This is a genomic window from Paenibacillus hebaui (assembly GCF_051934385.1).
Lineage (GTDB): Bacteria > Bacillota > Bacilli > Paenibacillales > Paenibacillaceae > Paenibacillus.
The window spans coordinates 3598886-3616699 of record NZ_CP196836.1; the positions used below are offsets into that span (position 1 = coordinate 3598886).

The 17814-nt window shown below is 51.1% G+C and carries 1 protein-coding gene; it reads left to right on the forward strand.

Annotation, left to right across the window (positions count from 1 at the left end; genetic code table 11):
* Positions 1 to 25 precede the first annotated feature (25 nt).
* Entirely contained in the window at positions 26 to 17713 is a 17688-nt protein-coding gene (locus ACR32F_RS15815; protein ID WP_440119623.1) for an SDR family NAD(P)-dependent oxidoreductase, read from the forward strand.
* Positions 17714 to 17814 lie beyond the last annotated feature (101 nt).

Consider the following 17814-nt stretch of genomic DNA (forward strand, 5'->3'; position numbering starts at 1 on the left):
CCGATATGCAAAGGGAGTGTAGTAGATGATCATTACAGAACATATGGATTCAGTTCAGGAGCAGATGAGCAGCATCGAACGGCTTCTTATTCGGTTATTATGGGGGCAGCTGCACAATGCGGGATGTATGGACGAACATTTTGTGTTTGAAAAAACGGTCCGCCCATTCTACCAAAAATGGCTGATCGAAAGTCGCCTGATGCTTGCCGAATATGCCCAGGAGTTGCCTGATCCAGTTGAAAGCCTCCAATCAGAAGAGATTGCTGCCTGGACCCGGTTATCCTGGGAGGAATGGGAGAGCAGACTTCCGGGCTGGATCTCACATCCCGATGTGCGCGCTTATGCGAGATTGGCCGATTCGACGATTCGTGCGCTTCCGGACATTCTCAAAGGGCATATGGCCGCTACCGAGGTGATGTTTCCCGACTCGTCGATGCATATGGTTGAAGGTATTTATAAACATCACGCCATTGCCGATTATTTCAACGGAATCCTTGCGGAACAAGCGCTGAGCGTGATCAGTGAATTTACGTCCGAGATAACAGAACACAGGAAAGTAAGCATTCTGGAAATCGGCGCCGGTACCGGAGGCACAAGCGAAGTCGTTTTTGAAAAGTTAAAGCCTGTCGCACACAAGATACAGGAATATTGTTATTCCGATATATCCCGTGCCTTTCTTATGCATGCTGAACAGCAGTATGGCCCCTCGGTACCCTATTTGACATACAAAATTGCCGATTTGAAAATTCCTTTTGCCGAGCAAGGCATTGAACCTGGTAGGTATGATCTCATTATTGCGAGTAACGTACTGCATACCACCCCGGATATCCGAGACACACTTCGTATGATCAAGGCATCACTCAAAAAGGATGGACAATTGCTGTTAAACGAGATTACGCGCAAAACCGTAATAAATCACCTGACCTTCGGACTGCTGGAGGGTTGGTGGCAGTACACGGATGAGAATGTCCGCATCCCGGGGTGTCCGGCCTTGTCGGCCGCAAACTGGAAAAAGCTGCTCCAGCGGGAAGGCTATCATTCCGTTCATTACCCGTCAGCACAGGCAGACCGCTATGGACAGCACATCATTGCCGCCAAAAGTGACGGTATCGTCATTCGGGCTAATGTATCTGTACCGGTTGTTAAGAACGTTTTTCAACCCAGTTGTCCTGCCGATATCGTACACCAGAGCGAATCGTTCTATAAACAGGAGCAGCCCGCTGCGGATCATGGGATCATCACCGCGGAGATGACTGAACAGTTTGTGAAAAAGGCGATCCGTGAAAGCATCGCGGAGGACCTGAAAATGGAACAGTCCAGAATCCAGAACAATCGCAGCTTCTCGGACTATGGCGTCGATTCCATTATTGCCGTACATCTGGTCAACGTGCTTAATCAGAAGTGCAAACTGACCTTGCAAACAACCGTGCTATTCGACTATAACAATGTGGATCGTCTGACAGAACACATTTTGCAGGAATACGGAAAAACGATCGAATCGCTGCTCTTGCAGAGTCAGGCTTGGGAGCCAGAACCGGCAGCTGCAATGGCATTAGATAAAGAGACAACCATTTTTCCGGGCACATCGCTGCCTTCCGAATCTGTTAATTATCCATCGACTCCCTTTGTGGACAGCAGCAACGCGGAAGCACCCAATACCCGAATCAATGACAAGACCCCGGGTTCTTATTTTTATCACACACATATTGGCAGCCCCTCGGAGATCAGCGATCTTCAGCTTCATCAGATCCTTGTGCAGGAGCTGCGGCCTGACGAAGTGCGCATTTCGGTCAGAGCGTTTTCCCTGAATTTTGGGGATTTGCTCTGTATTCGAGGCCTGTATCCAACCATGCCGCCGTATCCGTTCACTCCAGGCTTTGAGGCAGCCGGTATTGTAGTCGAAACAGGTTCCTCCGTTACAACGGTAAAAACCGGCGATGAGGTAGTGTTCTATGCAGATGCCTCTCTCGGAGCGCATGCCACCGCCATTACGTGTAAAGCAGAGCAAGTGTTTGCCAAACCTGATCGGCTTACTCATGAGGAAGCTTGCTCGCTGCCCGTCGTAGCCATGACCGTCATTGCCGCCTTCCGCAAAGCCAATATTCAACCCGGCGAACGGGTTTTGATCCAAACGGCGACCGGAGGTGTCGGACTTGTAGCCATTCAGCTTGCCCGCCATCTTGGTGCAGAAATTTTCGCCACGGCCAGCATGCAGCACAAGCTGGAGTATTTGCGCGAAATGGGCGCCAGCTATGTAATCAACTATGCCACTACGGACTTTGAACAGGAAGTACAACAGCTCACGAACGGAGAAGGGGTACACGTCATTCTAAATACCCTGCCAGGCGAGGCGCTGCAAAAAGGACTAAACTGTCTTGCGCGGAACGGAAGATACATCGAGATCGCGATGACAGCTCTCAAAAGCGCCCATGCAGTCAACCTGTCGGGACTCAATCACAACCAGAGCTTCTACAGTCTGGATCTGCGCAAGCTGGGCATGGAGCAGCCCGAAATGCTTGCGGAATACAGGCAAGAGATGATGCATTGGGTAGAAGAAGGGGTCATCCGTCCCCTGATCGGTCAAACATTCCCGATGGACAGATTGCAGGAAGCCTATCGTTGCATGGATCAACGAAAAAATATCGGCAAAATTGTCATCAACGTGCCGGAATATATGCGCTATCAGCCTGTCGCTGCCACTCTTCCAGCCGATTCTGCCGGTGTCACCACCCGATTCCGGATTGAAAGTGACGGATTGGGAAACAAAAGCGAAGAGCTGACAACGTATGAGCCGGTGGCGATCATTGGCATGAGCGGCCGATTTGCGGGTTCGCGCGACGTAGCGGAATTGTGGTCGCATCTCGAAAAGGGAGATGACCTGATCCAACGCGAGCAGCGCTGGAATCTTGCCAAGCATTATGGAGCGGATGTTTCGTTTTGCGACCAGGGCAGCTTTTTGGATAACATTCATGCGTTTGATCCGCTCTTTTTTAACATTTCCGGGCAAGAAGCGGCCTACATGGACCCTCAGCAACGGATTTTTCTGGAGGAAGCCTGGAGAACATTCGAGGATGCCGGTTATGCCGGCCTCTCGATGCAGGGCCGCAAATGCGGCGTATATGTAGGCTGTACGGAAATGGATTATGGACAGCTGATGGGTGAACAGCCTCCGGCTCAGTCGTTCTGGGGGAAAGCCGGGTCCATCATTCCGGCCAGGATCGCCTATTATCTCGATTTGAAAGGTCCTGCCATTGCGGTAGATACCGCCTGCTCCAGCTCGTTGGTGGCGATTCATCTGGCGTGTCAGTCGCTGTGGGCGAGGGAAACGGAAATGGCGCTTGCGGGCGGGGTGTTTATTCAATCGACTCCCCAGTTCTATATGGATGCCAACCGTGCCGGCATGCTTTCAACCACCGGGCGATGTCATACGTTTGATGAACGGGCAGACGGTTTTGTGCCAGGAGAAGGAGCTGGAGCGGTTCTGCTGAAACGGCTCAGTGATGCTATACGTGATGGAGATCACATACATGGCGTAATTCGCGGAACAGGCATTAATCAGGATGGTACAACCAACGGGATTACCGCACCAAGTGCCAAATCGCAGACTGCTCTGGAGAAACAGGTCTATGATCGCTTTGGTATCGATCCGGCCAGCATTCAGCTGGTAGAGGCGCATGGAACCGGAACCCGGCTAGGGGACCCGATCGAGTTCCAAGCGCTCACTAACGCATTTTCGTCATATACGGATCAGAAGCAATACTGTGCGCTGGGCTCCATCAAAACCAATATCGGGCATCTAGCAACAGCAGCGGGCATTGCCGGATTGATCAAGGTTTTGCTTTCCTTGCGTCACAAGCGCATTCCAGCTTCGCTGCATATGGAAAAGGCCAATCCCAACATTTCGTTCGGCGACAGTCCTTTTTATGTCAATACGGAGACCAAAGCATGGGACACGGAAAAAGGACAGATGAGAAGGGCTGCGATCAGTTCATTTGGATTCAGCGGAACCAATGCCCATATGGTCATTGAAGAGGCACCACCGCGTCCGGCTGCCAAGTCGGATCTGCGTCCCGGCTATCTGATTGCACTGTCAGCCCGCACTGCGGACCAACTGCGTCAGCAAGCTGAGCAGCTTGTGTCCTATGCAAAGGAAAACTCCGCGGTGGGAAGTCTGCACATGAGTTATACCTTGCTTACAGGCAGACCTCACTCGGCCCATCGAATGATCTGCATTGCCCGCAACGGGGAGCAGCTTGCAAATCAGTTGAGTGAGTGGCTTGCGAAAGGGGAGAGCACTTCGGTAACCAGCGGATTCGTTAATCGAAACGAACAACGCGGCAACGCCTCGTTGAAGCGATACGCCGCCGAATGTATAAGGCAGTGCCGGGAAACGGAGGATTCGTCTGTTTATCTGGAGCATTTGTCAGCCCTCTGCGAAATGTATGTACAGGGCTACGATCTTTCATTCGACAAGCTGTTTCCAATCTCTGCACGGCGTATCCCGCTCCCAACTTACCCATTTGCAGGGGACGACTACTGGGTACCGGCACATGAAGAAACTCAGCGGGTTAAACAGCCGTCGAGTGCCGGACATTCTTTTGGAATGGTGCTGCATCCACTGGTTCACAGAAACACATCCAGCGTGAGGCAATTGCAATATTCGTCCACGTTCAGTGGTCAGGAATTCTTTTTCAAGGATCACTTGGTGAAGGGGATGAAAGTGCTTCCGGGTGTGGCTCATTTGGAGTGGGTGTGCTTTGCAGCAGATAAAGCCTGGGGTGATTTCTCGGAATCCAGGATGATTCGCTTGAGAAACGTGATCTGGTCTGCCCCGTTAATTCTGGATGAAACATCCGCGTCCTTTGCCATCCGTTTTCGTCCTGTCGAGCAGACAGAGGGTGACGAAACGATGCACTTTGAAATTGTTCAGGAGCAGGGAAAGGAAAGCGATCAACATAAACAGGTATACAGTCAGGGCCAAGTCATGCTTGCCAAGCTTCCGGTCCAGATGGAGCGGGATATTCAATCCGAACTTGCAGCTTGCAAACCCAGCCCGGTCCATGCCGAAGCATTCTACGCTGCCTCCGCTCAAACTGGCATTGTCCTTGGGCCGAGCTTACGCGGGATACAATCCGTATATGTTGGACAGGATCGTGTCATAGCACACTTGTCACTCCCGCAATCTCTGACGGCTTCGGGTGAGAAATATATTCTTCATCCCAGCTTGATGGACTCGGCACTTCAGGTCACCATCGGATATCTGCTCGGCATTGTGACGGAGCAGGCTGCCTCCGGCAGGCCTGCTCTGCCGTTTGCGCTGGAGCAGTTGGATATTCTGGGCCACTGCACAGCGGAGATGTGGGTGGTTGCCACGTACAATTCAGGAAACAGCCGGGACAGCAAAATTCACAAGCTGGATGTAGAACTGTGCGACATGGACGGAGTGGTACGTATACGCATGACCGGATTTACGCCGCGTATTCTGGAGAAGGATTTCGATACACAGAAGGAAGAAAGCGTGAGGCCAATTCTAATGGTGCCGGAATGGAAGCCCCTTGAGATCTCTTCCGACCGATCAGCCGCTCAGTACAACAGTCATCTGATCTTGATTTCGGATCATTTTGCCGGGCAGCTATCTTCATTGCGTGAATCGTTCCCTCATGCTCGCTGTGTGCGACTGGCAACGGACGCATTTGCATCCGCAGAGCGATTGGAGCAAGATGATGCATTGCTGCACCCGCTTGCAGGCTTTTTTACTGAATCAGCTGCACACCTGCTCGAAGAAATCAGCCAAATGGTGAACACGGAAACCGGAAGCACACTTATTCAGCTCGTTATTCCTTTCGAGGAAGAGGGGCAGGGCGGTCTGCTCAACGGTCTTGCCGGGATGTTATTGACGGCTTCAAGAGAGCATCGACAGTTGACATGCCAGCTCATTCAGCTGCAATCCTCCATACAAACAGGAGAACTGATTGATAAAGTGGCTTCAGAGAGCCGTCATTCAGAAAACGCAATTGCCCGCTATCCAGCTCCCGGCATCAGGCAGACAAGAGTCTGGCATGAGCTATCTGCTCACTCCGCTGGCAATTCATTGTCCTGGAAAGACGGTGGGGTATATCTGATAACCGGAGGCATCGGCGGACTCGGATTAGCATTGACACGTACGCTTGTCAGTCAGATCAGGAATGCCACGATTTTGTTAAACGGCCGCTCGACTCCAAACGCAGAGCAGCAGGCCCATCTTCAACAGCTTCAATTGAACGGAAATCACGTGCTATACAGGAAAGCGGACATCACTTCACGTGAAGCAGTTCAGAGACTGGTACAGGAGATTCAGTCTGATTACGGTGAGCTGAACGGCATTATTCATGCGGCAGGTGTCGTGAAAGATCGTGCCTTACGGCTCAAAGATTCAAAAGAACTGCGCTCCGTCTTGGCTCCCAAAGTGGATGGCACGATATGGATCGATGAATCGACCGCCCACATGGCGCTCGATTTTTTTGTCCTGTTCTCTTCATTGGCTGCTGTGACAGGCAATCCGGGTCAAGCGGATTACGCCTGTGCGAATGCTTTCATGGATGCTTACGCCACATACCGAGATGGGCTGGTTCGGAACGGACAGCGTAAAGGCACAACGCTCGCTATCAACTGGCCGCTCTGGAAGGAAGGACGCATGCAACCAGGGGCAGCAGCGGAGCAGAAAATTCGCCGCCAATGGGGAATGCACCCGATGGACACCTCTATCGGAATCAAACTGCTGCATATGGCCATGAACAGCGGTTCATCCCAAGTGCTGGCTTTTTACGGTGAAGCGGACGTATTTCTGTCAGGTGTAATGTCTGATTCCGCAGGTTCGGTGGATCTGCCGTCGATATGGAACGTGTCAACAGCTCCTTCACAATCCATGACGTCTGTTGCCGTCCCAAGCGACGTCCCTGAGTCGCAAAAACGAACATGGCCGACAGAGGATGAGCGAAAACGGCTGCTCGTTTCCAGAGTCCAAGACGCTTTAACGGATCATATGTCTGACTTGTTGCAGGTAAACCGGACCGACATCTTTCCAGATGTGGAATTTGGCGAATATGGATTTGATTCCATTTCGTTTACCGATTTCGCCGGTATTCTTAATGAGCACTATGCGCTTCAACTTACACCTACTGTTTTCTTTGAGCACTCCACCCTAAGGTCTTTAACAGGACATCTTGTCGGAGCCTATCCGAAACAGTGGGATACACTTTTGCCTGAGAAACACATGGACACCGAGGGACTGCATGCTGATGACTCATCACAGAAGAAGGAGACAGAAGGTGTCTCCTCTAATCTGCTCGGACAGGTGGAACAGACTGATTCGTTTTCGATCCGTAACCCATATACATTTCCAAAGGAAACGAAAGATTCCTCTGAGCAGAAAGAACAAATAGGAGGTTCAATATCATCCTCCGAACGCCATAGAGAATCCGGCCTTCCTGAATCCGATCATCATAATCATAAGGCACCGGAACCCATCGCTATTATTGGCATGAGCGGCCGTTTTCCGATGGCGAAGGACATTGACGCATTATGGGATAACCTGCTTCAGGGACGGGATTGCATCTCGGAAATTCCACCGGAGCGGTGGGACTGGAGAGCCTATTACGGAGACCCCGATCAGGCTCACAACAAAACCAACATCAAATGGGGCGGATTTATGGAGGGTGTCGCCGAATTTGATCCTGGCTTCTTTGGCATTTCCCCGCGTGAAGCGGAATTGATGGACCCGCAGCAGCGGCTTTTGATGATGTATGCCTGGAAAGCTATTGAAGATGCGGGCTATGCACCACCGAGCTTGTCCGGTTCAAGAATGGGTATCTTTGTTGGCACTGCGAGCAGCGGGTATCATCGTCTGTTGGCACAGGCGGATACCGTAATCGAAGGATATACCTCGACAGGCCATGTGGCTTCCGTAGGTCCTAACCGAATGAGCTTTTTCCTGAATGTACACGGTCCAAGCGAACCCGTGGAGACGGCATGCTCCAGTTCGCTGGTGGCACTTCATAGGGCTGTTCAGGCGATACGAAATGGAGACTGTGATACTGCTATAGTGGGTGGAGTTAATACCATTCTGGACCCGGACTATCATATCAGTTTCAATAAAGCGGGGATGCTGAGTCCGGATGGACGTTGTAGAACATTCTCCGATGAGGTTAACGGATATGTACGCGGAGAAGGCGTTGGCATGATTTTTTTGAAAGGGTTACGGGCCGCTGAGCAAGCAGGTGACCACATATATGGCCTGATTCGTGCTACGGATGAAAATCACGGTGGACGGGCCGCATCGCTCACCGCACCGAATCCGCGAGCACAGGCCGACTTGATTAAATCCGTATATTCAAAGGCTGGTGTGCACCCTTCTACCATAGGATACATTGAGGCTCATGGAACAGGCACGCCCCTTGGTGATCCCATTGAAATTAATGGCTTGAAGATCGCGTTTCAGGAGACTCCTGCAACTGTGGAACCCAATATGACAACCTCAGCCTCCTGCGGACTGGGCTCCATCAAAACCAACATTGGACATCTGGAGCTTGCTGCGGGCATTGCCGGGGTCATTAAGGTACTGCTGCAAATGAAATACAAAACGCTCGTGAAGACGGTTCATTATAAGAGAGCTAACCCTTACATTCAATTGGAAGGAAGTCCTTTTTACATCGTCGATGAGAACAAGTCATGGGAAGCGCTCAATGACTCTGCCGGCAGAATGCTGCCAAGACGAGCAGGAGTGAGTTCCTTCGGATTCGGAGGCGTAAACGCACATGTGCTGCTTGAAGAGTATATTCCGGCTGAATCGGTAGCCCATTCTGATAGGACCCTTCATCCAGCTCACGAAGACGCAATGAACAAAGCTACTTCAGTATGCATCGTACTGTCAGCCAAAACCGAAAAAAGACTTCAGGAACAGGCTCGGCAATTGCTGGCGGTGTTGCAATCGGGACGATATGAGGATCGTCATCTGCCTCAGCTCGCGTACACACTTCAGACAGGGCGTGCTGCGATGGAAGAACGACTGGCTTTTGTGGCAGATTCCATTGCTGAAATAGAAGACCGGCTGGACGCTTATATTCATGATCCGGAGAAGGCTGATAACATCTATCGAGGCAAAATAAAGTCCCACAGAGCCTCCATCGCTGCACTGGCAGAGGATGCAGATATGCAGGAAACGGTAAAAAGCTGGGTCCGCAAACACAAGTATGGACAGCTGCTGGATCTTTGGGTGAAGGGTCTTGAGGTTCCGTGGTCTGAAGGTTACACGGGAAGGACGCCCCAGCGAATCAGTCTGCCCACTTATCCGTTTGCCACAGAACGTTATTGGGTTCCTGAACAGAAGGAGCGAAAATCGGGACAACCTGTACCGACATCTTATCTTCACCCGCTTCTCCAGCGAAATACATCGGATCTGCAAGGGATTCGTTTCAGTTCAGAGTGGAGCGGACAGGAATTTTTTCTGAACGATCATGTCATTCACAATCGTAAAATCATGCCAGGGGCGGCCTGCCTCGAAATGGCCAGGGCAGCGGTGGAACAGGTTATTCCGACAGATACATCCCGGCAGGACAGGGTTATTGTTATTCGCGACATCTACTGGACTGTGCCGCTGGGGATGGAACTGCATTCAGACACACCGGGCAGGCTCCAAGCGCAATTGGGATTGACTCCGCTGGATACAGGGGAGATCCGTTATGAAATAACCAGCGGGGAAAACAACCCGATATCCGTACGATCCGAACCATCCAAACGGAATGTACATCATATAGGAACGATTTCGACGTCCACTCGTCAAGCCTCATCCTATCCAACGATCGATCTGGAATCCTTGCTGTTGCAATGCGGAAAACAATCGATGACGGCTGCTGAATGTTACCGTTTCTTTGAGCAGTCCGGCCTGTTTTATGGACCGGGTCATCAGGGGATTCAGCGTCTTCATATTGGAGAGGGGCAAGTCATCGCACAGTTGAAACTTCCGCCATCTCTTGCATCCACGGCTGAGGAGTACGGTCTGCATCCGGCGCTGGTGGATTCAGCTATACAGGCATGCATCGGATTGCCGCAATTCAAGGAAGGGGGAGTTACCCCTTTTTCCTTGGATCAGGCTGTAATCTATCGAGATTGCCCGGATTCCGTCTGGGCATGGGTACGTCTTTTGCCGGAACAGAATTCTTCCGGAACGGCTAGCAAAGTGCAGATCGATCTATGTGACGACCAGGGAAAAATAGTCCTGCAATTCATAGGGCTGACGATTTTGCACAGACCGTACCCTGGGGAACCATCCGGCGTTTTTCAGGAAGAGTCCAATACATTTGCAAAGCCACTACCGTATGAAACAATAGCTTACGCCACCCCGGAGAAGCAGACACTGACACCAATTCCGCTCTCGGGAGCGATGACTTATGCGCCAAGTTGGAGAGAAGTATCGACCAGTCCTGATGTAACCCAACCTATGTCCATGTCTTTCGGTGGTTCGGGGATTATCATAGGCGGGACGTCGAGGCAGCATGCCGTCATTCAGCAATGGCATCCCGACCTGCGACCTGTTGCGGTTGAATGGGATGCATCGGAAACAGAACTAGAGCTCAAGTTAAAGCGCCATGGCGTAATCAGCCGTCTGGTCTGGATTGTGCCGCCCTCAAGCATCATTCATGGACCGGAGCATGCTGTGGAAGTGATGAATGAGCAGAACCAGGGATTGTTTCAGACATTTCTCCTCATTAAAGTCTTGATGAATCTGGGCTACGACGCACGCAGACTCGATCTGACCATCATAACGGAGAGGGCCTGCAACGTATTGGCTGGAGAAGCCATCTATCCTGCGCACGCCGGAATTAGCGGACTGGCAGGTTCCCTCGCCAAAGAAATGCCGGATTGGAGGGTCTGCCATCTGGATGTGGATGATGTCCATGACATCGGAGCGCATCCCGAACGCCATTTTCCAGGGATATGGGATGGGAATACGCGCGCCTGGCGGAATGGAAAAGGGTATGAAAGTATACTTGTGAACGTCTGCTCTATGGGTGACACGCATGAAGCATTCAGAAAAAATGGCGTCTACGTCGTTATTGGCGGTGCGGGCGGCATTGGGGAAGCATGGAGTGAATATATGATTCGGCGCTATCAGGCGCGGCTTATCTGGATTGGCCGAAGAACGGTCGATGCACGGATCGAAGAGTTATGCAGACGCCTTGGCGATTTGGGAACCGAACCGTTGTATATTTCTGCGGATGCAGCCGACAAGCACAGCTTGCAGGAGGCATACCGCCAGATCAAACCATTGGCGCCAGCCATTCACGGGGTCGTGCATGCTGCGGTGGGCCTGATGGATCAAAGTCTGTCTCAGATGACTCTAGATTATTTCCGCAATGTATTGTCTTCCAAGCTGGATGCCAGTGTGAATATGATGGACATTTTTGGACAGGAGCCTCTGGATTTTATGCTGTTTTTCTCCTCCATGAGCTCGTTCACCACACCAGCTGGACAAGCCGGATATGCCGCTGGATGTGCCTTTATCGATGGCATGAGCACTGCAGCACAATCCTGGAAATTCCCTGTAAAAGTGATGAATTGGGGTTACTGGGCTGAGACCGGCATCGCCAGTCAGGTGCCTGCCGCTTTCAAGCAAAGACTGAATCAGTCGGGAATTGGTTCCATACATCCTGAGGATGCCATGCGGGCGCTGGAACTGCTGATGGCAGGAGGCAAGCATCAGCTGGCGTTCATTCAGACGGACAAGCCAGGGGCAGTGGAAGGCACAGAGTTGGACCATATGTTTATTGCAGCGCCTGAAGCCAAGCAAGTAGGGCGCCATCAGCTCATGAATCGAATTTCTGGGCAACAGCTCAACGTGAAGCCGATTCAACAAAAGTGGGCTGCCTTTAACGATGAATTCGAGTCCATGCTGGCCGGACTGCTATCGATTCAGTTGCAGCAGATGGCCTCATCTGATTCGGCATACCGTCCTATTGCCATCTATGATCGCTGGATGAAGGAAAGTAAAAAGCGCTTAGAGCAGTATACGTTGTCGGAACAGTCTCTTGCTTCTGACTCAATGTGGTCGGCATGGGACCAGCGTATGAAGCACTGGCTGCTGGACCCGGATTTTGCGCCCCAGGTTAAGTTAGTCGACCAGATGATACGCAGCCTGCCGGAGATTGTCAGAGGAGAACTGGCTGCCACCAATATCATGTTCCCCGACGGAGCGATGGATATGGTGCAGAATATTTACAAGCATAATTCAGCAGCAGACTATTTCAACGAAATACTGGCCGATACCGCCGCAGCGTACCTTGCCGAGCGGCTTGAATCCAATCCGCAGGCCAGCTTGCGGATTCTTGAAATCGGTGCCGGGACAGGAGGAACGACCGAAAAGGTGCTTGAGCGGATAAAACCCTTTGCCGCCTCTATTGCGGAGTATGCATACACCGACATCTCCAGAGCATTCCTGCTGCATGGAGAAAAGATCTATGGGGAGAATTACCCTTATCTGAACTGCACCATGCTGGATATCGAAAAGCCTCCTGCCGAACAATCCTATGATCTGGGGAGGTATGATCTGGTCATCGCAGCCAATGTTCTTCATGCTACCCGGAACATAAGCCGCACCCTGGGTCACGTACACTATCTGTTGAAACAAAACGGCCTGCTTCTGCTGAATGAATTGACTCGCAGCTCGCTGTTTAGCCACCTGACATTTGGTTTGCTGGAAGGGTGGTGGCTGTATGAAGATGATGATATCCGTATCGGGGGTTCCCCAGTTCTTGGCAAGCAGCAATGGCAGAAGGCGCTACAAGAGAACGGGTTTGGACAGGCAATGCTGCCTACCGAACCAGGTGAGAGTCTTGGGCAGCAGATCATCACCGCCTTCAGCGACGGCTATATTTCCATGGCCACACCTCCTGCGGAATCCAGGTCGAATCATGAGCCGATTTCTTCTGAAAACACATCGGTCATGAACATGGACAAAATGCAGATAGAACAACAGTCACAGTCGGAGTCAGAACTGGATTCCGATCAGATGTGGCAGGCCAGCCTGGCATTTTTCAAATGTCTGGTCGGAGAGGTTATCCGGATGTCACCTGAACACATCGATGAGTCCGAACCGTTGGAGGCTTACGGCATCGATTCCATCCTGATTGTTCAACTGACGAATCAGTTGCGCAAGCATTTTGACGGCGTGAACACCACGCTGTTTTTTGAGCACAAAACACTTGCATCATTAATTCATTATTTTATGAAACAGCACAGACAGGAGCTGCTGGCGGCGGCTCTACCGAATCTGCCTGAAAAAGAGCCGGAACAAACGCTCGAATCCCATATTCAGCCAACCGTTTCCGCAGTGGAAAGGACGATGCACAAACCTGTTTTACATCCGGCAAAGCCTGTACCCATCACGGCATCTCTCAACTTGGCTGCCAATGAACCGATTGCCATTATCGGCATTAGCGGAAAATATCCGCAGGCAGATAATCTGGAGCAATTTTGGGACAATCTGATTTCAGGCAAGGACTGCATCACGGAAATCCCGGAAGAACGCTGGTCACTTGAAGGATTCTATGAACCGGATCGCAAGGAAGCCGCACGTAAAGGCAAAAGCTACAGCAAATGGGGTGGCTTCATCGAAGGATACGCCGATTTTGATCCGCTGTTCTTCCAGCTCTCTCCCCGAGAGGTCATGAACATGGACCCGCAGGAAAGGCTCTTTTTGCAAACCGTATGGGAAGCGCTTGAAGACTCGGGCTATACAAGGGAACAGATGGATCGACAGTACAATGGCAAAGTGGGGGTGTTCGCGGGCATTACCAAAAGTGGCTTCAACCTCTACGGCCCGCCTCTATGGAATGAAGGCAGTGAATGGTTCCCGCAGACCTCGTTCAGTTCGGTCGCAAACCGGGTTTCCTATTTGCTGAACCTCCATGGTCCCAGCATGCCGGTGGATACGATGTGCTCCTCTTCACTCACGGCTATCCATGAAGCATGTGAAAGCATTCGCCGCGGCGAATGTGAGGCAGCGATTGCAGGCGGGGTGAACCTGTATCTGCATCCTTCAAGCTATGTTGCCTTGTGTGCCCAGCAGATGCTGGCAGCTGACGGTAAATGCAAAAGCTTCGCTCAGGAGGCAGACGGTTTTGTACCTGGGGAAGGCGTGGGGGTGGTTATCCTGAAACAGCTGTCCAAAGCGGTTGAAGATGGTGATCAGGTCCATGCGGTCATCCGCGGAACCCACATTAACCATGGCGGCAAAACGAATGGCTATATGGTTCCCAATCCTGCAGCCCAGGGAGACCTGATTCGGGAGACGATCAACATAGCAGGTATTGATGCCCGCTGGATCAGCTATATTGAAGCTCATGGAACCGGGACAAGCCTGGGAGATCCGATTGAAATGGCCGGACTTGCCCGTGCGTTCCGCCAGGATACGCAGGATAAAGGATACTGTTCCATCGGATCACTGAAAAGCAACGTTGGACATATGGAATCGGCTGCCGGGATTGGCGGACTCACCAAGATTATTCTTCAGTTGAAGCATGGTCAGATTGCACCCAGCCTGCATGCCGGAGAGCTGAACAGGGAAATTGACTTCAAGAACACGCCGTTCATCGTACAGCAGAAGGCGAGCGATTGGTCAAGACCGATGGTTGAGGTGGACGGACAGATGCGGGAAATACCGCGCATTGCCGGTGTATCCTCATTTGGCGCCGGGGGCGCAAACGCTCATGTAATCGTTGAAGAATACATTCCTGCTCCTGCTCAACCTTCTTTCCCTGTGATAGAAAGCTCTGCTGGCAGAATAGGGCGTAAGTCAGAGCAACCGGTAATGATCGTTTTGTCTGCCCGAAATGAAGAAAGGCTGGTTGCTGTGGCGGAGAAACTTCTACTATATATTAGCCGCAGAACATTGGATGATCAGATGTTAGACAAGCTGGCCTATACACTTCAAACCGGCAGAGAGGCAATGGAAGAACGATTGGCTTTTACAGCAAGCACGATACGTGAACTAATGGCTAGACTTGCCACAATTCAAACCGGGAAGTTAAAACAAGCCATTCCCGGAATATACAGAGGACGGGTTAATCGAACCTCGTATACTCCTTTAGACACCGAGCAAGAAGGAACCATACCTCCTTCAGAAGATGTCAGACAGGCCATGATGCAAGTTAACGTGGATCAATTGCTGGAATTATGGGTGAATGGCGCGAAGCTGGACTGGAAGCAAATATATGGTGCAATAACGCCAGGCAAAATAAGTCTGCCCACCTATCCGTTTGAGCGGGAAAAATATTGGCTGCCTGACGCCAAAGGAATGCCGCTGCATGTTGCTAATACCACCGAGGCAGATTCCCGCAATACCATTGTGCTTCATCCGATGCTTCACCATAATACCTCCCTGTTATCGGAGCAGCGCTTTACCTCGCGGTTCAGCGGTGATGAATTTTTCCTGTCAGATCACCAGGTCGGATCCTACCGGGTGCTTCCGGGAGTGGCCTATTTGGAAATGGCTCGCGAGGCTGTGAAACGCTCTGTAGAACATGCTGATTCCGTGCCTGAGGTGATCGTGCTGGAAAATATCATCTGGGGCAGGCCAGTGGTAATAACCGATCAGGCCACCGACGTTCATGTGCGTTTGTATACGGAAGAGCAGGGAGACATTCACTATGAAGTATACACCCAAGATGCGTCAGCCGAGTTGCTGCACAGTCAGGGTTTGGCTTTGCTAAGTACCGAATCTCAAGACTTAAGGCTGAATCTGGCAGAAATACGAAACAGATGCATCAAGCCGTGGACAGCGGATGAATGCTATCAGGCCTTTGAACGGATGGGACTGCACTATGGCGCAGCCATGCGAGGGATCGAAACGGTCTATACGGGAGAAAACGCGGTGCTGGCCAAGCTCGCTCTGCCTGCCCGGGTGAAGGACTCCGCTCGTGACTTCGTCCTTCATCCGTCCATGACAGATGCGGCTTTGCAGTCCGCCATTGGATTGCTGCTTGCACATTCAATGCCTGATGATCACAGACTGCAAACTAGTCATAGTCCGCTGCTTCCTTTTGCACTGGAGCGGGCCGTTTTCCACCGTCCTTGTACAGCACACATGTGGGCTTATATTCGTTACAGTAGCGGACATAAACCTTCTTATTCGCTGCAAAAGCTGGATATTGACTTGTGTGATGAAGATGGAAATGTATGTGTGCAATTCGAGGGCTTCACCAGCAAACCGTTGAAGGGAGAGATTCAGATGGGGAAAACATCATCTCCAACCGAATCACAAACACTGATGTTTGCAAGAGAGTGGAAGGAGCAGGAAGCTGTAGTTGTGCCTGAGGTGGTATACAGTCGTCATATCGTCATGTTATCTGGCCCTTGGACAGAGCAGGAACACGTCATGGCTGCCAAACTTCCGAATGTGCAGTATGTATCCCTTGGTCCAGACCCAGCGGATCGAGTTGGTCATTCCGACTTGATGCATGAGCAATACTTGTTTGCTGTTAAGAAGGCCTATCATTATGTGCAACAGTTGCTCAAAGCTAGACCGGAAGGTGCTGTACTCATTCAACTGCTGGTTGCCAAGCGGGCACAATTCAAATTATTCAGAGGATTATCCGCCTTGCTGAAAACGGCTGAATTGGAAAATCCGAAAGTCATCATTCAAATCATTGAAGCAGATGAGCTTCAGAGTACCGAACGAGTGGTGCAGATACTGACGGAAAGCAGTCAAAGCGCTGGCGACACACATATCCGCTATCAGAACGATAAAAGATATACATCATTGTGGAAAGAGGTCGGTTCTTCGCATTCATCCTTTGTCGAGCTGCCTTGGAAAGATCGAGGCGTGTATCTGATTACAGGCGGTCTGGGAGCAATCGGATCTATCATAGCGGAGCATATCGCCGAGCAGGCGGAACATCCAGTACTCATCCTTACGGGGCGCTCGGAACCGGATGATTCAGATCGCCAGCAGATGGCGTTGCTGGAACAGATGGGGGCAGAGGTCATCTATCGGCGTTCGGATGTCTCGAAGAGAGTAGCTGTAGATGAACTGATGCTGGAAATCAGCCGAAATTACGGCGTATTGCATGGAATTATTCATAATGCGGGCTTGATTCGCGACAGCTATATGATCCGGAAAGAGCTTGATGACATCGAGGAGGTGCTGGCTCCAAAAGTCGCTGGAACGGTTCATTTGGATGAAGCAAGCCAGTATTTCAAGCTGGACTTTTTTGTATTGTTTTCCTCGCTTGCCGGGGTGCATGGCAATGTGGGTCAGGCCGATTATGCGGCAGCGAATGCGTTTATGGACGAATATTCCGAATACCGCAATGAACGTGTTCAGCAGGGAGAACGTCACGGGTTTACACTCGCCATTAATTGGCCCTTGTGGGAAGAGGGCGGTATGCATATGAGTGATCATGCGAGACAGAACATGGAGCGAATATCAGGCACGGCTCCATTGGAGCGTGTAAATGCAATGCGATCTCTCCAGCAGACGCTGCAAGAGAGAAGGTCACCTGTAGTCGTCATGCAGGGGGAGGCTGATCAAATGCGAAGCTTCATGGGTAATTCCGGGACAGCACCGATTATGAATACGGATGAAACATACAGCCGTTCCGATGACGAGAATTACCTCCACCTTGTAGAGAAAATTCGCAGCGGCGAATGTACCCTTGATCAGCTAATGCATCTCAAATAGTTGCACTTTGCTTTGCTTGCTTCTGAGCCGATTTTAAGAATTTCGCGGAATGCGAATTGACTTTTCAGCAATGATATCGATTGACGTTTTTCTTTAAGGAG